The 21,073-nt window shown below is 51.4% G+C and carries 20 protein-coding genes; 15 read left to right on the top strand and 5 right to left on the bottom strand.

Going from position 1 to position 21,073, the window contains the following annotated elements; translation table 11 throughout:
- Positions 1-11: 11 nt before the first annotated feature.
- The 3 genes from C5523_RS09960 to C5523_RS09950 form a co-directional block, all read right to left on the bottom strand.
- Complete coding sequence (locus tag C5523_RS09960) at positions 12-1,157, bottom strand: DegT/DnrJ/EryC1/StrS aminotransferase family protein (RefSeq protein ID WP_108701040.1); 1,146 nt, start codon at positions 1,155-1,157, stop codon at positions 12-14.
- 70 nt (positions 1,158-1,227) lie between these two features.
- Positions 1,228-4,584 carry a methyltransferase domain-containing protein gene (locus tag C5523_RS09955; protein WP_108701039.1) on the bottom strand — a complete coding sequence of 1,119 codons (3,357 nt, stop codon included), beginning with the start codon at positions 4,582-4,584 and terminating at the stop codon, positions 1,228-1,230.
- 285 nt (positions 4,585-4,869) lie between these two features.
- A complete protein-coding gene (locus C5523_RS09950; RefSeq protein WP_108701038.1) occupies positions 4,870-5,736 on the bottom strand; it encodes a flagellin in 867 nt (288 codons plus the stop codon).
- 333 nt (positions 5,737-6,069) lie between these two features.
- On the opposite strand from C5523_RS09950, the gene fliD reads away from it, so the two are divergent.
- The 4 genes from fliD (at position 6,070) to amyA (ending at position 9,839) form a co-directional block, all read left to right on the top strand.
- Positions 6,070-7,503: a flagellar filament capping protein FliD gene (gene fliD, locus C5523_RS09945; protein WP_108701037.1), complete on the top strand. Its 1,434-nt coding sequence runs from the start codon at positions 6,070-6,072 to the stop codon at positions 7,501-7,503.
- A 9-nt stretch (positions 7,504-7,512) separates the two neighbouring features.
- Positions 7,513-7,923 (top strand): flagellar export chaperone FliS, encoded by a 411-nt coding sequence (fliS, locus tag C5523_RS09940; protein WP_108701036.1) that lies wholly within the window; start codon positions 7,513-7,515, stop codon positions 7,921-7,923.
- Positions 7,923-8,285 carry a flagella biosynthesis regulatory protein FliT gene (fliT, locus tag C5523_RS09935; RefSeq protein WP_041851819.1) on the top strand — a complete coding sequence of 121 codons (363 nt, stop codon included), beginning with the start codon at positions 7,923-7,925 and terminating at the stop codon, positions 8,283-8,285. Before fliS ends, fliT begins: the two co-directional genes overlap by 1 nt.
- A gap of 66 nt (positions 8,286-8,351) precedes the next feature.
- A complete protein-coding gene (gene amyA / locus C5523_RS09930) occupies positions 8,352-9,839 on the top strand; it encodes an alpha-amylase (RefSeq protein ID WP_071196375.1) in 1,488 nt (495 codons plus the stop codon).
- Between the two features lie 39 nt (positions 9,840-9,878).
- Here amyA and yedD read toward each other — a convergent pair whose 3' ends face one another.
- Positions 9,879-10,292, bottom strand: a complete 414-nt coding sequence (gene yedD, locus C5523_RS09925) for a lipoprotein YedD (protein WP_108701035.1) — start codon at positions 10,290-10,292, stop codon at positions 9,879-9,881.
- Between the two features lie 189 nt (positions 10,293-10,481).
- Here yedD and yedE point away from each other — a divergent pair, with 189 nt between their 5' ends.
- Both yedE and yedF read left to right on the top strand, forming a co-directional pair.
- Positions 10,482-11,687, top strand: a complete 1,206-nt coding sequence (gene yedE, locus C5523_RS09920; protein ID WP_108701034.1) for a selenium metabolism membrane protein YedE/FdhT — start codon at positions 10,482-10,484, stop codon at positions 11,685-11,687.
- The gene (gene yedF, locus C5523_RS09915; protein WP_041851823.1) at positions 11,684-11,914 is read left to right on the top strand and encodes a sulfurtransferase-like selenium metabolism protein YedF; all 231 of its coding nucleotides are present in this window, start codon (positions 11,684-11,686) and stop codon (positions 11,912-11,914) included. Before yedE ends, yedF begins: the two co-directional genes overlap by 4 nt.
- Positions 11,915-11,997: 83 nt before the next feature.
- Here yedF and fliE read toward each other — a convergent pair whose 3' ends face one another.
- Positions 11,998-12,318, bottom strand: coding sequence for a flagellar hook-basal body complex protein FliE (gene fliE, locus C5523_RS09910; RefSeq protein WP_041851824.1), 321 nt, complete (start codon positions 12,316-12,318; stop codon positions 11,998-12,000).
- A gap of 227 nt (positions 12,319-12,545) precedes the next feature.
- Here fliE and fliF point away from each other — a divergent pair, with 227 nt between their 5' ends.
- The 9 genes from fliF to fliN all read left to right on the top strand — a co-directional run bounded on the left by fliF (position 12,546) and on the right by fliN (position 21,067).
- Positions 12,546-14,249 (top strand): flagellar basal-body MS-ring/collar protein FliF, encoded by a 1,704-nt coding sequence (fliF, locus tag C5523_RS09905; RefSeq protein WP_108701033.1) that lies wholly within the window; start codon positions 12,546-12,548, stop codon positions 14,247-14,249.
- Entirely contained in the window at positions 14,239-15,246 is a 1,008-nt protein-coding gene (gene fliG, locus C5523_RS09900; protein ID WP_041851826.1) for a flagellar motor switch protein FliG, read from the top strand. Before fliF ends, fliG begins: the two co-directional genes overlap by 11 nt.
- Positions 15,239-15,943, top strand: a complete 705-nt coding sequence (fliH, locus tag C5523_RS09895) for a flagellar assembly protein FliH (protein ID WP_041851827.1) — start codon at positions 15,239-15,241, stop codon at positions 15,941-15,943. Before fliG ends, fliH begins: the two co-directional genes overlap by 8 nt.
- Positions 15,943-17,313, top strand: a complete 1,371-nt coding sequence (gene fliI / locus C5523_RS09890; RefSeq protein ID WP_041851828.1) for a flagellar protein export ATPase FliI — start codon at positions 15,943-15,945, stop codon at positions 17,311-17,313. The genes fliH and fliI overlap by 1 nt, the downstream gene beginning before the upstream one ends.
- Before the next feature lie 21 nt (positions 17,314-17,334).
- Positions 17,335-17,778: a flagellar export protein FliJ gene (gene fliJ / locus C5523_RS09885; protein ID WP_041851829.1), complete on the top strand. Its 444-nt coding sequence runs from the start codon at positions 17,335-17,337 to the stop codon at positions 17,776-17,778.
- Positions 17,775-19,064 carry a flagellar hook length control protein FliK gene (gene fliK, locus C5523_RS09880; protein WP_108701032.1) on the top strand — a complete coding sequence of 430 codons (1,290 nt, stop codon included), beginning with the start codon at positions 17,775-17,777 and terminating at the stop codon, positions 19,062-19,064. Before fliJ ends, fliK begins: the two co-directional genes overlap by 4 nt.
- 104 nt (positions 19,065-19,168) lie before the next feature.
- Positions 19,169-19,648, top strand: a complete 480-nt coding sequence (gene fliL / locus C5523_RS09875; RefSeq protein WP_041851831.1) for a flagellar basal body-associated protein FliL — start codon at positions 19,169-19,171, stop codon at positions 19,646-19,648.
- A gap of 4 nt (positions 19,649-19,652) precedes the next feature.
- Positions 19,653-20,657, top strand: coding sequence for a flagellar motor switch protein FliM (fliM, locus tag C5523_RS09870; RefSeq protein ID WP_041851832.1), 1,005 nt, complete (start codon positions 19,653-19,655; stop codon positions 20,655-20,657).
- Positions 20,654-21,067: a flagellar motor switch protein FliN gene (gene fliN / locus C5523_RS09865; RefSeq protein ID WP_041851833.1), complete on the top strand. Its 414-nt coding sequence runs from the start codon at positions 20,654-20,656 to the stop codon at positions 21,065-21,067. Before fliM ends, fliN begins: the two co-directional genes overlap by 4 nt.
- Positions 21,068-21,073 lie beyond the last annotated feature (6 nt).

Genomic DNA, 21,073 nt, shown 5'->3' with positions numbered 1-21,073 from the left:
ATACTTAAATATCAGGCAACGTGACGTTCGTTCTTACCTTGCATCGGTTGCTGCGCATGTTTATGAATAACATCGATCACCTGTTGCTGCTCTTCCTCAGTTAAATCCGGAAAAATAGGTAAGCAGAGAATCTTTTTCGAAACCACATCTGCCGTTGATAAATTCTCAACTTTTGCAGAAGCAAGATGGCGATACATTGAGAAAGAGCTGATTAATGGATAAAAATATCGACGCGTGTAAATATTCGCTGTTTTAAAAAGATTATAAAGATCGTCACGACTGACCGGGTAGTTTTCATCAACCATTACCGGGTAATAAGAATAGTTCCAGTCAACATTTTCCGGTGCCGTAAATACGCTGATGCCGGGTATATCTTTTAGTGCTTCGCAGTAACGTTCATAAATCGCCGCACGCTTCGCCAACGCACCATCAATATACTTCATTTGTAACAGGCCAAACGCCGCCTGCACTTCATTCATTTTTGCATTAATACCCGGTGCAACTACCGTTGTTTCGTCAATAAACCCAAAGTTTTTCAGATTATCAATGCGCTGCTTCATTTTCGCATCATGGCAAATAATTGCACCGCCTTCGAAGGTATTGAATACTTTGGTCGCATGAAAACTCAGAATAGAGAGATCGCCAAAGCCGAGCACACTCTTACCGTCTTTTTTTACACCAAAAGCATGTGCCGCATCATAAATAACTTTCAGTCCCCAACCATCGGCAATGAACTGAATCTTATCCACGTCGCATGGAATGCCGTAGCAATGTACTGGTAAAATAGCGGTGGTGGCTGGTGTAATCAGCGCCTCTATTTTTGTCGGGTCGATGTTGCAAGTCACCGGATCAATGTCGGCAAAAACCGGGGTCAGTCCGTTCCAAAGCAACGTATGTGATGTGGCAACGAAGGAATACGGAGTGGTAATCACCTCTCCGGTAATACGCAGCGCCTGCATTGCAGTCAACAGTGCCAGGGTACCATTGGCAAACAGACAAAGGTGCTTCACACCCAGATATTCCGCCAGCGCTTTTTCCAGCTGCTGGTGAAACTGCCCACCGTTTGTCAGGTATTTATTGTCCCATATTTTTTCCAGGTAAGGGACAAACTCTTCAAGGGGCGGAAGCAACGGACTGGTAACAAAAATATCTTTCATGACGCACCTCTTCTGTACACCATTTGCCGGGTAAACGCTACGAATATATTATTCGCAGCGCATGGCGTATTTATTTATCTACAACAAATGAACGTGGCTTTTCACCACGGCAATACATTTCCCACGCTGTACGTAAAGCATGTTCAAAAGTCGCCGCAATATTGAAGCCAGAACCTTGTTTGGTGGGTATTTTACTGCGCATATCACGACGAATTTTGCTCAATTCATCAATATGTGCAGCCCAGTGAATTGCTTTACTGACATAATCGTCTTTGCTAAATGCAACAAAATTCTCAAGCCCATAGGTATACATTATATCCAGTCCCTGACAACCTGCTAAAGTCTCTCCGCGCAAAGTCAAGGTTGGCACACCCATCCACGCCGCGTTGTTGGTTGTTGTACCCCCAGTGTAAGGGAAGGCATCAAGCATTATATCGACCTGGCCATGCGCTGACAGGTAATCCAGCATAGTCATTTTCCCTTTGAAAATAACCTGTGAATTACTGACGCCTTTCTTCTCCATAAACTCGGAAATAGAGTTGATAACATCCAGATCGTCCATAAAACCAATCATAAGTTTGGCGTTGGGTAAACGCAGCAATATCGATGCCCAGACATTTAGCACGTCATTATTGATTTTTTTAGGGCGGTTAAAACTGCAGAAGGTGATATAGCCATTTTTAATTGCTGGCAATTCACTGACATCCGGACTTTGCTCATTGGGCTCAAAAGTTTTTTCCATCCGGACATACAGAAGGTGCTCACTGAATTGTTCCTGCATTTTGGGCACATTGAGAATAGTGTCAGGCACAATTCGATAATCAATAGCTTTCATCCCCGTTGTGGCAGGGTACCCAATCCAGGTCATCTGCACCGGAGCCGGGCGCAGACCAAACATTGGCAGCCGGCAATAGGTTGTATGGCCGGACAGGTCAATCAGAATATCGATATTGTCGTTATAAATCTGATCGGCTAGTTCGGTATCACTGATGTCGTCAATATCCCGCCACAGTGATGATCCCGATTCCAGATAATCAGTTATATCATCACGGACAGGTGAGGCGTTATAGCCTATAAGATCGAACCGTTCACGATCCATTGCATCCCAGAATGGAATAAAGAAGTGACTCACCGGATGGCGCACAAAATCTCCGGATACAAAACCAATCCGCAGTTTTCTATCTGGATCACGGCTACCTTTATAACTGGTTTTAATGCCGACACTCTTCGCCCATGCATCCACTTCCTCACCATATTTCAAGTGGGCGTGGTACATGGCCTGTGGCGAAGTTTTAGGGTCATGCGTCAGTACAAACAGATAGTTGCTGTAATAGCCAAGATGGTTACCTGAGATTTCGACAGCTTTTTTGAGGTGCTTGAGCGATTCCCCCATAAGCTGCTTTTCACTTAATAATGTACCGAGGTTGGTCAGATAACGGGCATTCCTGGGTTCGAGTTTGACGGCTTTGCGCTCACAAATCAGCGCATCGTTAACGTTATTATGATCGCGGTATAAGCAGCCCAATAAATCCCAACCCCGAGCATTTTCCCGATCATTACGCAGCAAAGCACGAATAATGCGCCCAGCGTAGAACGGGGCTCGTGTTTTAGAAAAAGCATTTGCGAGGTCGTAATAAAATTCCCAATTGGAAGCATGGTTAGCCAGCAATCGCGACAGATAAGTCAGCGCTTCGTAATATGCGCCCGTGAGTAAAAATGAACGAGAAATTCCATTGAGCAACTGGACATTGTCGCCCTCAGTTTCAATGAGTTCCTTCATATAAACCCGGACATCCTCATTGCGCCCTTCGCGGAACATCCCGTCAGCTTTCTTCAAAAAAACGCGGATCTTTTCCAGTTCCTCTCTGGTTGGATCGTCTTCGCGCTTTTCCAGTACATTATCATTCAGAAAGCCACCAATATCCGCACGACTTGAGAACAGTATTATGGTCATGCAAAGCTGGCGAAGGATGTCGGAATCACCATGTAGTAAACAGGACTGAAAAGCGTGCTTCCACGCGCGAGGGGCTCCGTATAGAACTCCTTTCTCACGTAAAGTCAGGAACATATCAACACTGTCAGCGTCATTGATAAGTCTTTCGCCGTAAAGGAATTCGCACTCATCAGCAGAAAGCGTAATCGCTTCGCCCCAGAGGTTAAACCCACACACTTCTTCCTCGCCATTTTCGCAAAGAGGCAATCCAGGGATAGGTTGCAACACCGGTGAAGTGTTTACGTTATAAGCAGAAGGACCGAAGCTGAACAAAAGACCATCGCGGCCTTGTACAAAAAGTAATTTCAACGCCTCAGCAACCTTCTCACGATGGTTTTCAGGCGTTTCGGGTAAGAGTGTTTGCGTTACCAGTTGCTCAAAAGAGACGCTGAGAGGCCAGGCATCGCCCAGCAAGTCCATTATGCTCAACTGCAATGTATCTTCGGAAGAGACGCAATACCCGCTGCGATTCAGGTGTGCATTACCAACAATGCCATCTTCTGAAACAAAACGCTTAAAGCAACCAGCCCAGTGTAATGACTCAACGTTGATAATATCGGGTTCATCTCGCACAGCAAGATTGCGGCTGGCTGGAACGATGATACTAAAGCGTTCGGCGCGGTTAACAGCGAAATCAAGATATTGCTGCGCCAATACCTTCCCTTTACCTGGAACAATGGTTTCGTGAACCTTGTTAACATTTTCACCGTAGTACGAGGCACATTCACTTTGCGGAAAAATATCCCCCACATACTGAAACTCGCTCTCAACCAACATCTGGTTAAAATCAGCCAGATAGACCGCATCATTAAAATTGTGCAGATAACGCAACAAAAACTCGTTGTCGCTACTGGCCGCAGCTGAACTCAGTACACTATTTATTATTCGCCCTGGCTGCTGTGCCATTTCCAGGTAGATGATCATGGCGCGCGCTGAATTCAGCGTCATCTCATCATCGGTAGCATCCGCTGTATGCAGTGCGATAGCATCCTGTATAGATTTTGCGTCACGGCTGCCAGGTAAACTGTTCCAGCGCATGGCGACAATACCGTTTGGCGTCAGACTACGAGAAGCAAACGCCAGCAATACAGCGCGTTCCGTTTCAGGAAGCAAACTGAAAATGCCATTGATAATGATGTAATCAAACGTTCCCGCCTCGATGTTAACAAGGGAATCAAGCCCCAGTGCGTAGAGGGACACGTTTTTCACACCCAGTTGCTGACGTTTTTCTTCTGCATTGGCAATGGTCTGCGCGTCCAAATCAATACCAACACATTCACTTTCAGGCCATGCCAATGCATGAGTCAGCAGCAGTTGAGCGTTCCCGCATCCCAGTTCAAGAATTCGCGCATTTGCAGGTAAAACACCCGTAACACCATAAACAGCCGACATAGCACCAATGTGAGACGTTATCCGGCGTGAAGAAATATACATGTCATTCACTGTAAAAGATCCATTATTGGGAGGTCAGAGCACAATCTGTCACTGCGCTAAATCACCGATGCGAATGCGGCCGTACATATGGGCATGACATCACTGCATTTTCAAAAGAGAAAATTACGATTTTAGCCATCGTAGCAGTCCCCTGGCGTCTTAATGAGGTGAAAACCCTGTGGATTGGTATCTTATTTGTGTGATTGAAGAGAATGGAAAGACGGGTTGACAAATAAAAAAACTATCGCCCGGAGGCGATAGTTTGTATATCAATGATGCTCAATATTAACGCAGCAGAGACAGAACAGTCTGTGGAACCTGGTTCGCCTGAGCCAGTACAGAAGTACCAGCCTGTTGCAGGATCTGCGCACGAGACATGTTAGAAACCTCTGTCGCATAATCAGCATCCTGAATACGGGACTGCGCTGCGGACAGGTTAGTCACGGTATTGTTCAGGTTAGAGATTGTGGACTGGAAGCGGTTTTGAATCGCACCCAGGTCAGAACGCTGGTTATCAACTGCTTTCAGTGCCGCATCAACATCACCCAGGACAGTGTTCGACATAACGTCGAAGCCGTAAGTGCTTACGTTACGAGAAGTAACTGTGCTGTTAGTTGCACCCGATACACCGCCAGCGCTGTATTTGTTCCAGGAGCTGTTAGAGTTGATGGTAATACCGATGGTCTGACCGTCGTTTGCACCCACCTGGATGGAGATAGTGGTAGTAGAGTTGGTGCCAGCCAGGATGTTGATGCCGTTGAACTGAGTCTGACCAGCAACACGGTTGATCTCTTGCAGACGTTGGTTAACTTCAGACTGAATGGAGTCGATATCAGAAGCTGAGTTAGTACCGTTCTGAGCCTGAACTGCCAGCTCACGAATACGCTGCAAGTTGTTGTTGATTTCGTTCAGAGAACCTTCGGCAGTCTGAGCAATAGAGATACCGTCGTTCGCGTTACGAGAAGCCTGAGTCAGACCTTTGATGTTTGCACTGAAACGGTTGGAAATTGCCTGACCAGCGGCATCATCTTTGGCGCTGTTGATACGCAGACCGGAGGACAGACGCTCAATAGCAGTGCCCAGCGCAGACTGAGATTTGTTCAGGTTGTTCTGAGTAGTCAGTGACAACAGGTTAGTATTGATAACTGCCATAATTACTTTCCTTCAAAAATTGATTTAGGGTCGGTGCCTAACACTTACGGCGTCTCTCACCGTCAACAAGGGTATCGGCGCATCTTCGAAGGACTTTAGAAATAATCGACAAAAACTTTTAACCATTTGTTTTTAAATAATTTAAATTTACTAAAACAGTTTTATCGCTTAAAAAACAACCTACCGCAACGGTTTTTGTCTTCTACAATCCTCTTATTTACCACTAACTGCTCCCGCTTTTCTGGCGATTATTTTTTCATACGATGTGTAAACTTTTTTCTCGGGTTGCCGATAGAGAGTCAAGTTACACACAAGACGCAAAGGAAAACAGACATGGCTTCTATTAGTAACCTTGGTGTAGGTTCCGGTCTGGATCTAACCACGTTGTACAACAACCTGGAAACAGCTGAAAACACCAAGCTGACAACGATTACCAACCAGAAGACCACATATACCGCTCAATTAAGTGCGTATGGTAAGTTGCAAAGTGCCTTAACCAGCCTTCAAACCGCGACAGCGGCGCTGGGTAAAGCAGCTACATGGAACTCAACAACCGTTAATAGTACGAACACCTCATTCTCTGCGGCCACGACCAGTGATGCAACCGTCGGGAATTATACTGTTAACGTAAGCCAGGTGGCGACAGCGCAAGTACTGATGTCATCCAGTATTGCCAGTAATACCGCGCAGCTTGGTGGGACGACGGCTGGTAATACGCGTACCATTACCATTACCCAGGCAGGGACAAAAACGCCGCTGACGGTGCAATTGGCAGATTCGGATACATCATTGACCGGTATCGCTAATGCCATCAATAAAGCGGGCGGCAACGTCAGCGCGACCGTAATGAAGGCAACGGATGGCGACTATCGCCTGATGCTGACCTCAAAATCGACTGGTACCGATTATGACATGACGGTCACTGTAACGGGCGATGATACCCTGCAGCAGAAGATTGGTCATGACAGCACGACGACAGCTCTCGGCGTGCAGACTGCTTCGCAAAATGCGAAGGTATCTATTAACAATGTTGCAATTGAACGTGCAAGCAACACCATTACTGATGCATTGCCAGGCGTGACGCTGACGCTCAAGTCAAAAAGTACGGCAGATGAAACGCTAAGTGTTGGCCGTGCAACAGATGCGAACACCACGGCTATTAATAACTGGGTTACCGCCTATAACTCACTGCAATCCACCATCGCCAGCGTAACGAAATATGTGACAGTGGATAAAGGCGCTGATAGTCAGTCCTCCAGTAATGGCGCGCTATTGGGCGATTCGAACGTGCGATCGATTCAGTCTCAACTGCGTTCGCTGCTGACTGATGTACAAAGCCAAAGCGGAAATTACAAGATACTGGCCCAGCTTGGCATTACCCAAAACCCGATAACCGGTTCCGATGGTTCAACCGGTACATTAACCGTCGATTCGACGAAGTTATCGAAAGCGTTAACGGATAACCCGGAAGCAGTTCAGGCCTATTTTATTGGTGACGGTACCAAGACCGGTTTAGCGACCAAGATGAACAATACCCTGACAACGATGCTGAGCACCGCGACAGGTAGTACGGGCGTTATCCAAAACGCGCAGGACGGTATTAACAAGACCATTAAGACTCTTGATCAGCGTTATACCGAAATGGAAGCAACCATCGAAGCAACCATGGCGCGCTACAAGGCGCAGTTTACTGCGCTTGACACAATGGTCAGTAAGTTAAACAGTACCGCAACTTACTTAACGCAGCAGTTTAGTTCCCGCAGTTAAGGATTTGATATGTATAGTCAAAGTGGTGCTAGTTCTTACCAAAAAGTTGGGCTGGAAAGCGCGGTAATGAGCGCAAGCCCACATCAACTTATTGTCATGCTTTTTGACGGGGCACACAGTGCCCTTGTCAGGGCACGACTGTTCCTCGAACAAGGGGATTTGGTGTCTAAAGGCCAGGCGCTTTCACATGCTATCAGCATTATAGATAATGGTCTCAAGGCAGGGCTGGACATGGATGTTGAGGGAGATCTTCCTCAAAATATGGCATCGCTTTACGACTATATGGTGCGCCGTTTGTTACAGTCAAACCTGCATAACGACGTAGAAGGCATCATCGAGGTAGAGGGACTGCTGAACAATATCGCCGATGCGTGGAAACAAATTAGCACATCGGCTTCTACTCATCAGGACATGCGTTGATGACTAACTTCATCCCATCTCTTACCGACTGGCATGCGTTGCATGCTCTAAGCATCACCATGCTAAATCTCGCCCATTCAGGTAAATGGGATGAATTGATTGAACAGGAAGTCAACTACGTACAGCTTGTAGAGAGTATTGCTCGCAACCCGATTTCACCCGGCAATAAAGTACAAACTCAGCAGGCTAAAGAGCTGCTGGGTATGGTGCTGTCAAACGAAGCTGAACTCAAGGTGCTGTTGCATAACCGCATGGAAGAGCTGCGCCACCTGATTGATAAAACGGGTAAGCAACAGTCCCTGACCTCAGCCTATGGCAATTTGTCCGGTAAAATCTTGTTCCCAAATAATTTAAATCAGTAACCACCAATCCTATGGTTTTCTTCCATACTCCAGAAGTCCAATGACGCGACTTCTGGAGCAAGGAAGATGAAAAACCCCACTTTATTACAGACCTTTCACTGGTATTACCCCGATGGCGGAAAACTGTGGCCCGAAATTAAGGCCCGTGCTGCCAGCTTCAATGATCTTGGCATCAACATGGTCTGGTTACCGCCCGCGTATAAAGGCGCTTCCGGTGGTTATTCTGTGGGATATGACACCTATGATCTCTTTGATTTAGGTGAGTTTGATCAAAAAGGATCCGTGGCCACAAAATACGGCGACAAGGCTCAGCTTCATGCCGCTATCGACGCGCTGCACAGCCACGGCATTGCTGTTCTTCTGGATGTGGTGGTGAACCATAAAATGGGCGCCGATGAAAAAGAGGCCATTCGCGTCAATCGTGTGAACGAGCAAGACCGGACACAAATCGATGACACCGTGCTGGAGTGCGAAGCCTGGACGCGCTACACCTTCCCTGCCCGCCAGGGCAAATACTCGAAATTTATCTGGGATTTCAAATGCTTTAGCGGCATCGACCATATCGAAAATCCGGCAGAAGACGGCGTATTTAAAATCATCAATGATTACACCGGCGAAGGCTGGAACGATCAGGTGGATGACGAGATGGGTAACTTCGATTATCTGATGGGGGCGAATATCGATTTTCGTAACCATGCTGTGACCGAAGAGATCAAATACTGGGCGCGCTGGGTGATGGACCAGACCCACTGTGACGGTTTCCGCCTTGATGCCGTGAAACATATTCCCGCCTGGTTCTACAAAGAATGGATAGAACATGTCCAGGATGTGGCGCCTGAGCCGTTATTTATCGTCGCCGAATACTGGTCACACGACGTCGATAAACTGCAGCAGTATATCGACCAGGTCGATGGAAAAACCCTGTTATTTGACGCACCGCTGCAGATGAATTTTCATGAGGCCTCACAGCAGGGGCGCGACTACGATATGAGCCAGATTTTTAACGGTACCCTGGTAGAAGCTGACCCGTTTCATGCCGTGACGCTGGTCGCCAATCATGACACCCAGCCGCTTCAGGCGCTGGAAGCGCCGGTAGAAGCCTGGTTTAAGCCCCTGGCCTATGCCCTTATCCTGCTACGGGAAAACGGCGTGCCGTCCGTGTTTTACCCGGATCTGTTCGGCGCAAGTTATGAAGATACTGGCGGCGATGGTGAAAAACATCATGTCGATATGCCGGTTATCGAAAAGCTGGACCAGCTCATCCTCGCCCGCCAGCGCTTTGCCCATGGCGTTCAGACGCTCTGGTTTGATCACCCTAACTGTATCGCCTTTAGCCGTAGCGGGACGCAAGACAATCCCGGCTGTGTGGTCGTCATGTCAAACGGTGACGACGGCGAGAAAACGCTGAATCTCGGTGCGAATTACGGCAATAAAGTGTGGCGTGATTATCTGGGATACCGCCAGGAGAGTGTCACCACCGATGAAAACGGTGAAGGCACATTTTGCTGTGATGGCGGGAGTGTCAGCGTCTGGGTACTGGAAGAGGTGCTGTGATGAGTGCGCTGAGCGAAAGGACTCCCTCAGCGCCTTCGTTCAGGGTTTAACGCCAATAACCGTTTTCTTTGCCAACGCCTGCGTGCACTCGACGGTCGACTTATCAACCCGACGCAAGGTCATGCCGTCATACTCCAGTTGACTACCGTCGCGCTCAAGGCGATAGATATCGCGCTGTTGCGTCACGTTATACCAGTCATCTCCTCTGGGCATCAGCTTGCCCGGTACCGCAATCACACGTTGCCACTGACGGCAATCCAGCGTATCCCCTTCTGGCGTAATGATCAGCGAGGCAATGGCCTCAGGACTGACCAGACTGCTTTGCGGTCCCACCGTCTGCCAGTTACCCGCCAGCCCTTCCGGGGCCGGGTGCTTGACCACAGAGGTAAAATCATCCACCTGAACGCAACCACTCAGTGCCAGCATTGCGCCAATAATCAGTTGTTTTTTCATCATCTTTCCTGCTTTTCGCGACAGAATGAGTGTGGCACTAAACGCCCTCGGCCACCAGGGTTTCATCATACCAGACCCGATTTTTGACTGAGTACAGGTTTCCATTCATTAAACACAGGTAATATGCGCGTCCCGGGCACCGTCCGGTTCCTGTTTTGTTGGCTCCTTCTGAGTTCAGAGGCTAATACCATGTCATGGCAACACATTAAAACAACCTTCCTGATTAAATTCTGGTCGCCCGTTCCGGCGGTTATCGCAGCCGGGATCCTTTCCACCTACTATTTCGGCATTACCGGGACCTTCTGGGCCGTTACGGGAGAATTTACCCGCTGGGGCGGGCAGCTCCTGCAACTGGCGGGCGTGCATACGGAGGAGTGGGGTTATTTCAAACTCATTCATCTTGATGGCACGCCGCTGACCCGAATAGACGGCATGATGATTATCGGCATGTTTGGCGGTTGCTTCGCAGCAGCCTTATGGGCAAACAACGTAAAGCTACGCCTGCCGCAACATCGTATCCGCATTGCCCAGGCTATCGTCGGCGGGATTATCGCCGGGTTTGGCGCGCGTCTGGCAATGGGCTGTAATCTGGCAGCTTTCTTTACCGGCATTCCACAGTTCTCGCTACACGCCTGGTTTTTTGCCGTCGCCACGGCCATCGGTTCGTGGATGGGCGCCCGCTTTACGCTCCTTCCCCTGTTTCGCATTCCGGTAAAAATGCAGAAAGTCTCAGCGGCATCGCCACTCACCCAAAACGTGGACCAGGCACGGCGTCGCTTCCGTCTGGGTATGCTGATATTCGCCGGGATGATTGGCTGGGCTCTGCTGACCGCCATGAACCAGCCGAAGCTGGGGCTGGCCATGCTGTTCGGCGTTGGCTTTGGTTTGCTCATTGAACGGGCGCAAATTTGCTTCACTTCTGCCTTCCGCGATATGTGGATAACGGGTCGTACGCTGATGGCGAAAGCCATTATTTTCGGCATGGCGGCCAGCGCGATCGGTATTTTCAGTTACATACAACTGGGTGTGGAAGCCAAAATCATGTGGGCAGGCCCGAACGCCGTGCTCGGTGGCTTGCTGTTTGGTTTTGGCATTGTGCTGGCGGGTGGCTGTGAAACTGGCTGGATGTACCGTGCTGTTGAAGGGCAGGTACATTACTGGTGGGTCGGTCTGGGTAATGTTATAGGTTCAACCCTGCTGGCTTACTTCTGGGATGACATCTCCCCTGCACTCGCCACAAGCTGGGATAAAGTGAACCTGCTGAAAACTTTTGGTCCGCTCGGCGGCCTGCTGGTGACGTACGCGCTGCTGCTTCTCGCCCTGCTCTTTGTTATTGGCTGGGAAAAACAGTTTTTCCACCGCGTATCGCGGGCGGCAATTAAGGAGACCGCATGAATATCGTACCCGATTACCGTCTGGATATGACTGGTGAACCCTGCCCTTACCCGGCGGTAGCGACGCTGGAAGCACTGCCTCAGCTAAAAAAAGGCGAGATTCTGGAGGTCGTCAGTGACTGCCCGCAGTCAATCAATAACATCCCCGTCGATGCGCGAAACCATGGCTATACGGTGCTGGATATCCAGCAGGATGGGCCAACGATTCGCTATATGATTCAAAAATAGGGGAAATGCGGCCAGGGAATGGCTCAGCGGAAGAGGTTTGATAAAAAAAGTGACTGCCCCGCACGGGGCAGTCATCAAACACACTAAACCTGCATATTCATGATGTCCTGATAGGCCGTCACAAGTTTGTTACGCACCTGGACACCCATCTGCAGGGAAATGGATGATTTCTGTAGGTCGGTCATTACGTCATTCAACGCCACGCCCGGTTCACCAAGGGTGAATTTTTCAGCTTGTGTACGCGCTGCGGTCTGCGTATCGCTGATTCGATCCAGCGCGGCATGCAATTGCCCGGCAAAACTCACCGTCTGAACGCTGTCAGCGTTATTAACGCTTTGATTTTTCGCCAGACTAGCCGTTGCCTGCAGTTGGCTGACAACGCTTTCTATACCCTGAATTGCCATGGATTATCCCCGGATGGTTTGATACGCGGATAAGGTTACCAGTTCGTCAATAAGATAATGGCGGTAAATAACGATAAAAAACCAGGTTATTTGAGGCATAGAAAATTCTGAATCATCAAATAATGGCATAGCCATATTAATGGACAAATGTCGAGTTTGCCGATCCGGGAGTCTGTTTTGTTTCACTACTCAAATAACAACATCCACCCTGAGTTACGAGGTGCGCAATGAGTGCGACTGCAACTTCTGCACCACAGAATAAATCTCTGGAGTGGCTCAACCGCTTACGCGCGAACCCCAAGATCCCATTAATGGTGGCGGCGGCTGCAGCCGTTGCTATCGTCGTCGCCATGGTACTGTGGGCAAAAAGCCCGGACTACCGCACGCTTTACAGCAACCTCTCCGATCAGGACGGCGGGGCTATCGTTACCCAGTTAACCCAAATGAACATTCCCTACCGTTTCTCTGAGAACGGTGGGGCTATTGAAGTTCCGGCAGATAAAGTCCATGAACTGCGTCTGCGCCTCGCGCAACAGGGTCTGCCGAAAGGCGGCGCTGTCGGTTTCGAATTACTGGACCAGGAAAAATTCGGCATCAGCCAGTTCAGCGAGCAGGTTAACTACCAGCGTGCGCTGGAAGGCGAACTGGCTCGTACCATTGAAACACTCGGTCCGGTGAAAACCGCACGCGTCCATCTCGCGATGCCGAAACCGTCTTTGTTCGTGCGTGAACAAAAATCACCGTCCGCCTCGATCACGGTCAACCTGGCGCCGGGTCGCGCCATGGACGATGGTCAAATCACGGCGATTGTTCATCTGGTTTCCAGCGCCGTCGCCGGCCTGCCGCCGGGTAACGTGACCGTGGTTGATCAGAGCGGTCGACTGTTAACCCAGTCTAATACCGCCGGTCGTGACCTGAACGATGCACAGTTGAAATACGCCGCAGACGTTGAGGGCCGGGTACAGCGTCGTATTGAGTCCATCCTCGCGCCAATCGTGGGTAACGGTAACGTCCACGCTCAGGTAACCGCGCAGATTGATTTTGCGAATAAAGAACAGACCGAAGAGCAATACCAGCCAAACGGCGACGCCTCTCAGGCGGTACTGCGTTCTCGCCAGACCAACGAAAGCGAGCAGATTGGTGGAAGTTATCCGGGCGGCGTACCAGGTGCGCTGTCTAATCAGCCTGCCCCGGCTAATGCTGCACCGATCACCACACCGCCTGCAAACCAACAAAATGGCCAGCAGAACGGACAGCAAAATCAGAATGGTCAGCAGGCGGCCTCTTCTGCCACCAGCAACGCGGTGCCGCGCAACACCACCCGTAACGAAACGGCAAACTACGAAGTCGATCGCACCATTCGTCATACCAAGATGAATGTCGGCGATATTGAGCGTCTCTCTGTTGCCGTCGTGGTGAACTATCGCACCCTGGCGGATGGCAAGACCGAAGCGCTGAGCGCAGACCAGCTTAAACAAATTGAAGACCTGACCCGCGAAGCCATGGGCTACACCGAAAAACGTGGCGATACCCTGAACGTAGTGAACTCACCGTTCAACGCAACCGACGATGTAGGTGGTCAGCTTCCGTTCTGGCAACAGCAGAGCTTCATCGATCAGATGTTGAATGCAGGTCGCTGGCTGCTGGTGCTTATTGTCGCCTGGCTGCTGTGGCGTAAAGCGGTTCGCCCGCAACTGGTTCGCCGTCAGGAAGAGGCGAAAGCGGTACAGGAAGCGCAGCGTGCCCGTGCTGAAATTGAAGAATCCGTGGAAGTTCGTCTGAGCAAAGACGAGCAACTCCAGCAGCGTCGTAATAACCAGCGTCTGAGTGCCGAGGTGATGAGCCAACGCATTCGTGAAATGTCAGACAACGATCCGCGCGTTGTGGCGCTGGTCATTCGCCAGTGGATGAGTACTGAAAATGAGCAATAATGCAACCGGCCTTAACGGTACCGATAAAAGCGTCATTCTGCTAATGACCATTGGAGAAGACCGCGCAGCGGAAGTGTTCAAGCATCTGTCCCAGCGGGAAGTGCAGCACCTTAGTACCGCGATGGCCAGCATGCGTCAGTTTTCAAATAAGCAATTGGTGGAAGTGCTGCAGGAATTTGAAGCCGAAGCAGAGCAATTTGCGGCGCTGAACATCAACGCCAACGACTACCTGCGTACGGTACTGGTGAAAGCGCTTGGCGAAGAGCGTGCTGCCAGCCTGCTGGAGGATATTCTCGAAACCCGCGATACCACCAGCGGTATCGAAACGCTCAACTTTATGGAACCGCAGAGTGCCGCCGACCTTATTCGCGACGAGCACCCGCAGATTATCGCCACCATCCTCGTCCACCTCAAACGTGGTCAGGCTGCCGATATTCTTGCCCTGTTTGATGAGCGTCTGCGCCATGACGTGATGCTGCGTATCGCCACGTTCGGCGGCGTACAGCCAGCCGCACTGGCGGAACTGACCGAGGTACTCAACAACCTGCTCGACGGCCAGAACCTCAAACGCAGCAAAATGGGCGGCGTGAGAACGGCGGCGGAGATCATCAACCTGATGAAAACGCAGCAGGAAGAAGCGGTTATTACTGCGGTTCGCGAATTCGACGGCGAGCTGGCACAAAAAATTATCGACGAGATGTTCCTGTTCGAAAACCTCGTGGATGTGGACGACCGCAGTATCCAGCGCCTGCTGCAGGAAGTGGATTCCGAATCCCTGCTTATCGCGCTCAAAGGCTCCGAAGCGCCGTTGCGCGACAAGTTCCTGCGCAACATGTCTCAGCGTGCGGCGGATATCCTGCGCGACGACCTTGCCAACCGTGGCCCGGTCCGTCTGTCTCAGGTGGAAAACGAGCAGAAAGCCATCCTGCTTATTGTTCGTCGTCTGGCCGAAACCGGCGAGATGGTAATTGGCAGCGGCGAGGATACCTATGTCTAATGAATTGCCGTGGAAGATCTGGACTCCAGAAGATCTCGCTCTACCAGTACCTGAGTTTATCGCGGCACTGTCCACAAGCGATGAGCCGCGCGTAGAAGTTGAAGACGAGCAATCTGCTGAGCAAAAGCGTCAACAGCAGTTGGCGCAGATACAAATGCAGGCGCATGAAGCAGGCTATAATGCAGGTCTGGCGGAAGGCAGACAAAAAGGCCACGAGCAAGGCTACCAGGAAGGCCTCTCTCAGGGCTACGAAAATGGTATGAACCAGGCACGCCAGCAGCAGGCACCTATCCATGCCCGTATGCAACAACTGGTTAGCGAATTTCAGTACACCCTGGATGCGCTGGACAGCGTTATTGCCTCCCGTCTGATGCAGATGGCGCTTGAAGCCGCGCGTCAGGTGATTGGCCAGGCCGCCTGCGTGGACAATGGCGCATTGATTAAACAAATTCAGATGCTGCTGCAACAGGAACCCCTGTTCAGCGGTAAACCGCAACTGCGCGTGCATCCGGATGATTTGCAGCGCGTAGAAGAGATGCTTGGCGCAACGCTCAGCCTGCACGGCTGGCGGCTGCGCGGTGACCCGACCCTGCACCCCGGTGGCTGTAAAGTCTCTGCGGATGAGGGCGATCTCGACGCCAGCGTGGCAACGCGCTGGCAGGAACTGTGCCGTCTTGCGGCACCGGGAGTCGTCTGATGACTGCACGTCTGACCCGATGGCTGACTTCGCTCGACAATTTCGAAGCCCGAATGGCACAACTGCCTTCCGTGCGTCGTTATGGTCGTTTGACTCGCGCTACCGGTCTGGTGCTGGAAGCGACGGGTCTGCAACTGCCGCTGGGTGCGACCTGCGTTATTGAACGTCAGGAAAACGGCGAAACCCGTGAAGTTGAAAGCGAAGTTGTCGGTTTTAACGGACAGCGCCTGTTCCTGATGCCGCTCGAAGAAGTGGAAGGCATCCTGCCTGGCGCACGCGTGTATGCGAAAAGTATTCTTGGCGATGGTTTGCAAAGCAGCAAACAGTTGCCACTGGGCCCTGCCCTCCTCGGCCGTGTGCTGGACGGCGGCGGCAAACCACTTGATGGCATGCCCGCACCGGATACCGGTGAAACCGGCGCGCTGATCACCCAACCGTTTAACCCGCTGCAACGTACTGCTATTGAGCATGTGCTCGATACCGGCGTGCGTGCCATCAACGCCCTGCTAACGGTTGGCCGCGGCCAGCGTATGGGGCTGTTTGCCGGTTCCGGCGTGGGTAAAAGCGTCTTGTTAGGTATGATGGCCCGCTATACCCAGGCTGACGTTATCGTGGTCGGTCTTATCGGTGAGCGTGGTCGTGAAGTTAAAGATTTTATCGAGAATATCCTCGGCGCCGATGGCCGCGCACGTTCGGTTGTGATCGCCGCGCCTGCGGATGTCTCGCCGTTATTACGTATGCAGGGTGCTGCCTACGCCACCCGCATTGCGGAAGATTTTCGCGATCGCGGTCAGCACGTGTTGCTGATTATGGATTCCCTGACGCGTTATGCGATGGCCCAGCGTGAAATCGCGCTAGCTATCGGCGAGCCGCCAGCCACCAAAGGTTATCCGCCTTCCGTCTTTGCCAAATTACCGGCACTGGTGGAGCGCGCAGGCAACGGTATTAGCGGCGGTGGTTCTATTACCGCATTTTATACCGTCCTGACCGAAGGGGATGACCAGCAGGATCCTATTGCCGACTCCGCGCGCGCCATCCTGGATGGACACATCGTACTGTCTCGCCGACTGGCAGAGGCGGGGCACTACCCTGCCATCGACATCGAAGCATCTATCAGTCGTGCGATGACGGCCCTGATTACGGAAAAGCATTACGCCAGAGTAAGAAATTTCAAACAGTTGTTGTCGAGCTTCCAGCGTAACCGCGATTTGGTGAGCGTTGGCGCCTATGCGCGAGGCAGCGACCCGATGCTGGATAAAGCTATCGCATTGTGGCCGCAGCTTGAGGCTTTTTTACAACAAGGCATTTTCGAACGTGCCGGGTGGGAAGATTCAATACAAGCCCTTGAACTCATTTTCCCGAACGCATAACGCAGTGGGAGAGCGACGACTATGACGCAAAATAGCGCATTAACGACGCTAAAGGATTTGGCAGAGAAAGAAGTTGACGACGCAGCCCTGAGATTGGGTGAAATGCGCCGCGGTTGCCAGCAAGCGGAAGAACAGCTAAAGATGCTGATGGATTATCAGCATGAATACCGCAACAACCTGAATAACGATATGAGCCAGGGCATCGGAGCCCAGCGCTGGCAAAACTATCAGCAGTTTATTCAAACGCTGGAGAAGGCCATCGAGCAGCATCGACAACAACTGATGCAGTGGAATGAAAAGGTTGATACCGCACTGAATTGCTGGCGAGAGAAAAAGCAACGACTGCAGGCATGGCAAACTTTGCAGGAAAGACAAAACGCGGCCGCACTACAGGCGGAAAACCGCCTCGATCAAAAGAAAATGGATGAATTTGCACAACGCGCATCCCAGAGGAAACATGAATGATCAACTTGCAGAAATTGCTTACGACAGATGTGGATGCAACCTCCGGTGTGCAAACGGGTGTCGGTAAAACCAGCGGCGATACGGCGCAAGATTTTCTGGCCCTGCTGGCAGGCGCCCTTGGCGGAAAAACGCTAACCGGTAGCGACGCAGAGGGTAAGACAACCTTAACCCTTGCTGACCTGCAAGCCGCCAGCGGTAAGTCGCTGAAAAACCTGCGCGCATTGTCTTCTGACGATGCGCAGAGCCCTGCCCAGAAACTGGCAGATTTACTGGCGCGTCAGACGGCGAAAACCGATACCGATACACTGACCACCGACAGTAAAACCCAGGTACAAACGCTGTTATCTGGCCTGACGCCGGAAACCAAAAGCAGTGTTCTTGCTGCGCTCGGAAAAACGAACACCGCCACTGACACCGCCATTAAATCAGCCACTGACGATGACAGCAGTGATTTAAACGAAGAAGAGCTGGCGGGGCTTAGCGCTTTGATGGCTATGCTGCCGCATCAGCAAACCGCACAACTGGCGCCGACGAAATCCACCGCCGATGTTTCTACCGCAGCCAACAGCGCACTGGGTGCGACAAAACGTAGCGGTGTTGATCTGGCGAGCCTCGCAGCCAGTGCACAAAAAGGCGATAACGCCAATACCGCGCTGCATGTGACCCCCCCTTCTGCCGGTGATGATACCGCGCAGCAGCAGGCAGGCATTTTTGGTAGCGCACTGGCGCCCGCCGCGAAGCAAGATGCGGATAACGCCACCATGACCATCAACACAACGGCCAGTATCGCACCGGTTATCAGTAATGCGTCATCAGCACAAGCCAGCGCGCCGATCTCATCTGCGGTTCTGAGCGCACCGCTAGGCAGCAGCGAATGGCAACAGACGCTCAGCCAGCATGTCACCATGTTTACCCGCCAGGGTCAGCAAAGCGCTGAGTTGCATCTGCATCCGGAAGATCTTGGCCAGGTACAGATCTCCCTGAAACTCGATGACAATCTGGCGCAAATTCAGATGGTGTCACCGCACAGCCACGTCCGTCAGGCGCTGGAAGCGGCGCTGCCTACGCTCAGGACATCGCTGGCTGAAAACGGCATCCAGTTGGGGCAAAGCAGCATCAGTAGCGAAAGTTTTGCCGGGCAGCAACAGTCTTTTTCTCAGCAGCAGCAGTCTTCACGTACCGGTGGCGGCAGCAATCTGGCGGCTGAAGAGGATGAGCCGCTGATCGTGCCTGCAAGCCTGCAATCGGCGGCGCGTGGTAATAGTGCGGTCGATATCTTTGCCTAAACGCCAGAGGTAGCATGATTATCTCCGTCTTTTCCGCGCTTTGACGCGGACAGGACACGGGATAATCAGACTATGAGCAGTACCTAACAGGAAGCACGTATCAGATGACTGACACCGCTATCAACAAAAAAAAACGTAAGCGTAAAATCTGGATCCCGCTATTGGTGTTAATCACCCTCGCTGCATGCGCGACTGCTGGCTATAGTTACTGGCGTATGCAACAGCATCCGTCTACGGAAGCGAAAGCGGAGGCAGAAGCCCCGCCACCTCCGCCGGCGCCTGTATTTTTCGCACTCGATACCTTTACGGTCAACCTGGGCGATGCGGATCGTGTGCTGTACATCGGCATCACGCTGCGTCTGAAAGATGACGCCACGCGTGCCAGACTGAGCGAATATTTACCAGAAGTGCGTAGCCGTTTGCTGTTGCTGTTCTCACGTCAGGATGCCACAAAGCTCGCCACTGACGACGGTAAGCAACAACTGGCTACAGCGATTAAAGAAGCAATCGCAACACCGTTAGTGGCAGGGCAACCGAAACAAGAAGTCACTGACGTTCTTTATACAGCTTTCATTCTGCGGTAAAGACATGGGCGATAGCATTCTTTCTCAGGCCGAAATCGACGCGCTGCTCAACGGAGACAGCGATACGAGCGATGCTCCGAAGCCAGGTGCAAGTGGCGATAGCGATATTCGTCCCTATGACCCGAATACCCAGCGCCGCGTTGTACGTGAACGTCTACAGGCGCTGGAGATTATTAATGAACGTTTCGCGCGCCAGTTCCGTATGGGGTTGTTTAACCTGTTGCGTCGTAGCCCGGATATTACCGTCGGCGCGATCCGCATTCAGCCCTATCACGAGTTTGCGCGTAACTTACCGGTTCCGACCAACCTTAACCTTATCCACCTTAAGCCACTGCGCGGCACGGGATTATTTGTCTTCTCCCCAAGCCTGGTGTTTATTGCCGTAGATAACTTATTTGGTGGTGATGGACGTTTCCCGACGAAGGTAGAAGGCCGCGAATTTACGCACACTGAACAGCGTGTCATTAACCGCATGTTGAAGCTGGCGCTTGAGGGCTACAGCGATGCATGGAAAGCTATCCATCCGCTGGACGTTGAGTATGTCCGTTCGGAGATGCAGGTTAAGTTCACCAATATTACGACCTCACCTAACGATATCGTGGTGAATACGCCATTCCATGTGGAAATTGGCAACCTGACGGGTGAGTTTAATATTTGTTTGCCATTCAGCATGATAGAGCCGCTGCGTGAAGTGCTGGTCAACCCGCCGCTGGAGAACTCCCGCTCGGAAGATCAGAACTGGCGAGATAACCTGGTGCGCCAGGTTCAGCACTCCGAGCTGGAACTGATTGCTAACTTTGCTGATATTTCGCTGCGGCTGTCGCAGATACTTAAACTTAAGCCCGGCGATGTTCTGCCGATCGATAAACCCGATCGCATCATTGCGCATGTGGACGGAGTGCCTGTACTCACCAGCCAGTATGGCACGCTAAATGGTCAGTACGCCCTGCGTGTCGAGCATCTGATTAACCCGATTTTGAATTCGCTGAATGAGGAACAGCCCAAATGAGTGATATGAACAATCCGTCCGATGAAAACAGTAGCGCAATGGACGATCTGTGGGCTGACGCGTTGAACGAACAAAAAACCACGACCAGCAAAAGTGCAGCCGACGCTGTCTTCCAACAACTGGGCGGCGGTGATGTCAGTGGTAGCCTGCAGGACATCGATCTGATTATGGATATCCCGGTCAAACTGACCGTAGAGCTGGGCCGTACGCGCATGACCATTAAAGAGCTGCTGCGTCTGACGCAGGGTTCTGTGGTTGCCCTTGATGGCCTTGCCGGTGAACCGCTGGATATCCTGATCAACGGTTACCTTATTGCGCAAGGTGAAGTTGTGGTCGTTGCGGATAAATACGGCGTCCGTATTACCGATATCATTACCCCATCTGAGCGCATGCGTCGCCTGAGCCGCTGAGGCCAA

The organism is Phytobacter sp. SCO41, assembly GCF_003073275.1.
GTDB classification, from domain to species: Bacteria; Pseudomonadota; Gammaproteobacteria; order Enterobacterales; family Enterobacteriaceae; genus Phytobacter; species Phytobacter diazotrophicus.
This window is presented reverse-complemented; position numbering and strand designations above follow the sequence as displayed.

What these genes read in the sequence shown, in the direction of transcription:
- C5523_RS09960 (WP_108701040.1), bottom strand. Translation starts at nt 1,157, where the DNA reads ATGAAAGATATTTTTGTTACCAGTCCGTTGCTTCCGCCCCTTGAAGAG.
- C5523_RS09955 (WP_108701039.1), bottom strand. Translation starts at nt 4,584, where the DNA reads ATGTATATTTCTTCACGCCGGATAACGTCTCACATTGGTGCTATGTCG.
- C5523_RS09950 (WP_108701038.1), bottom strand. Translation starts at nt 5,736, where the DNA reads ATGGCAGTTATCAATACTAACCTGTTGTCACTGACTACTCAGAACAAC.
- fliD (WP_108701037.1), top strand. Translation starts at nt 6,070, where the DNA reads ATGGCTTCTATTAGTAACCTTGGTGTAGGTTCCGGTCTGGATCTAACC.
- fliS (WP_108701036.1), top strand. Translation starts at nt 7,513, where the DNA reads ATGTATAGTCAAAGTGGTGCTAGTTCTTACCAAAAAGTTGGGCTGGAA.
- fliT (WP_041851819.1), top strand. Translation starts at nt 7,923, where the DNA reads ATGACTAACTTCATCCCATCTCTTACCGACTGGCATGCGTTGCATGCT.
- amyA (WP_071196375.1), top strand. Translation starts at nt 8,352, where the DNA reads ATGAAAAACCCCACTTTATTACAGACCTTTCACTGGTATTACCCCGAT.
- yedD (WP_108701035.1), bottom strand. Translation starts at nt 10,292, where the DNA reads ATGAAAAAACAACTGATTATTGGCGCAATGCTGGCACTGAGTGGTTGC.
- yedE (WP_108701034.1), top strand. Translation starts at nt 10,482, where the DNA reads ATGTCATGGCAACACATTAAAACAACCTTCCTGATTAAATTCTGGTCG.
- yedF (WP_041851823.1), top strand. Translation starts at nt 11,684, where the DNA reads ATGAATATCGTACCCGATTACCGTCTGGATATGACTGGTGAACCCTGC.
- fliE (WP_041851824.1), bottom strand. Translation starts at nt 12,318, where the DNA reads ATGGCAATTCAGGGTATAGAAAGCGTTGTCAGCCAACTGCAGGCAACG.
- fliF (WP_108701033.1), top strand. Translation starts at nt 12,546, where the DNA reads ATGAGTGCGACTGCAACTTCTGCACCACAGAATAAATCTCTGGAGTGG.
- fliG (WP_041851826.1), top strand. Translation starts at nt 14,239, where the DNA reads ATGAGCAATAATGCAACCGGCCTTAACGGTACCGATAAAAGCGTCATT.
- fliH (WP_041851827.1), top strand. Translation starts at nt 15,239, where the DNA reads ATGTCTAATGAATTGCCGTGGAAGATCTGGACTCCAGAAGATCTCGCT.
- fliI (WP_041851828.1), top strand. Translation starts at nt 15,943, where the DNA reads ATGACTGCACGTCTGACCCGATGGCTGACTTCGCTCGACAATTTCGAA.
- fliJ (WP_041851829.1), top strand. Translation starts at nt 17,335, where the DNA reads ATGACGCAAAATAGCGCATTAACGACGCTAAAGGATTTGGCAGAGAAA.
- fliK (WP_108701032.1), top strand. Translation starts at nt 17,775, where the DNA reads ATGATCAACTTGCAGAAATTGCTTACGACAGATGTGGATGCAACCTCC.
- fliL (WP_041851831.1), top strand. Translation starts at nt 19,169, where the DNA reads ATGACTGACACCGCTATCAACAAAAAAAAACGTAAGCGTAAAATCTGG.
- fliM (WP_041851832.1), top strand. Translation starts at nt 19,653, where the DNA reads ATGGGCGATAGCATTCTTTCTCAGGCCGAAATCGACGCGCTGCTCAAC.
- fliN (WP_041851833.1), top strand. Translation starts at nt 20,654, where the DNA reads ATGAGTGATATGAACAATCCGTCCGATGAAAACAGTAGCGCAATGGAC.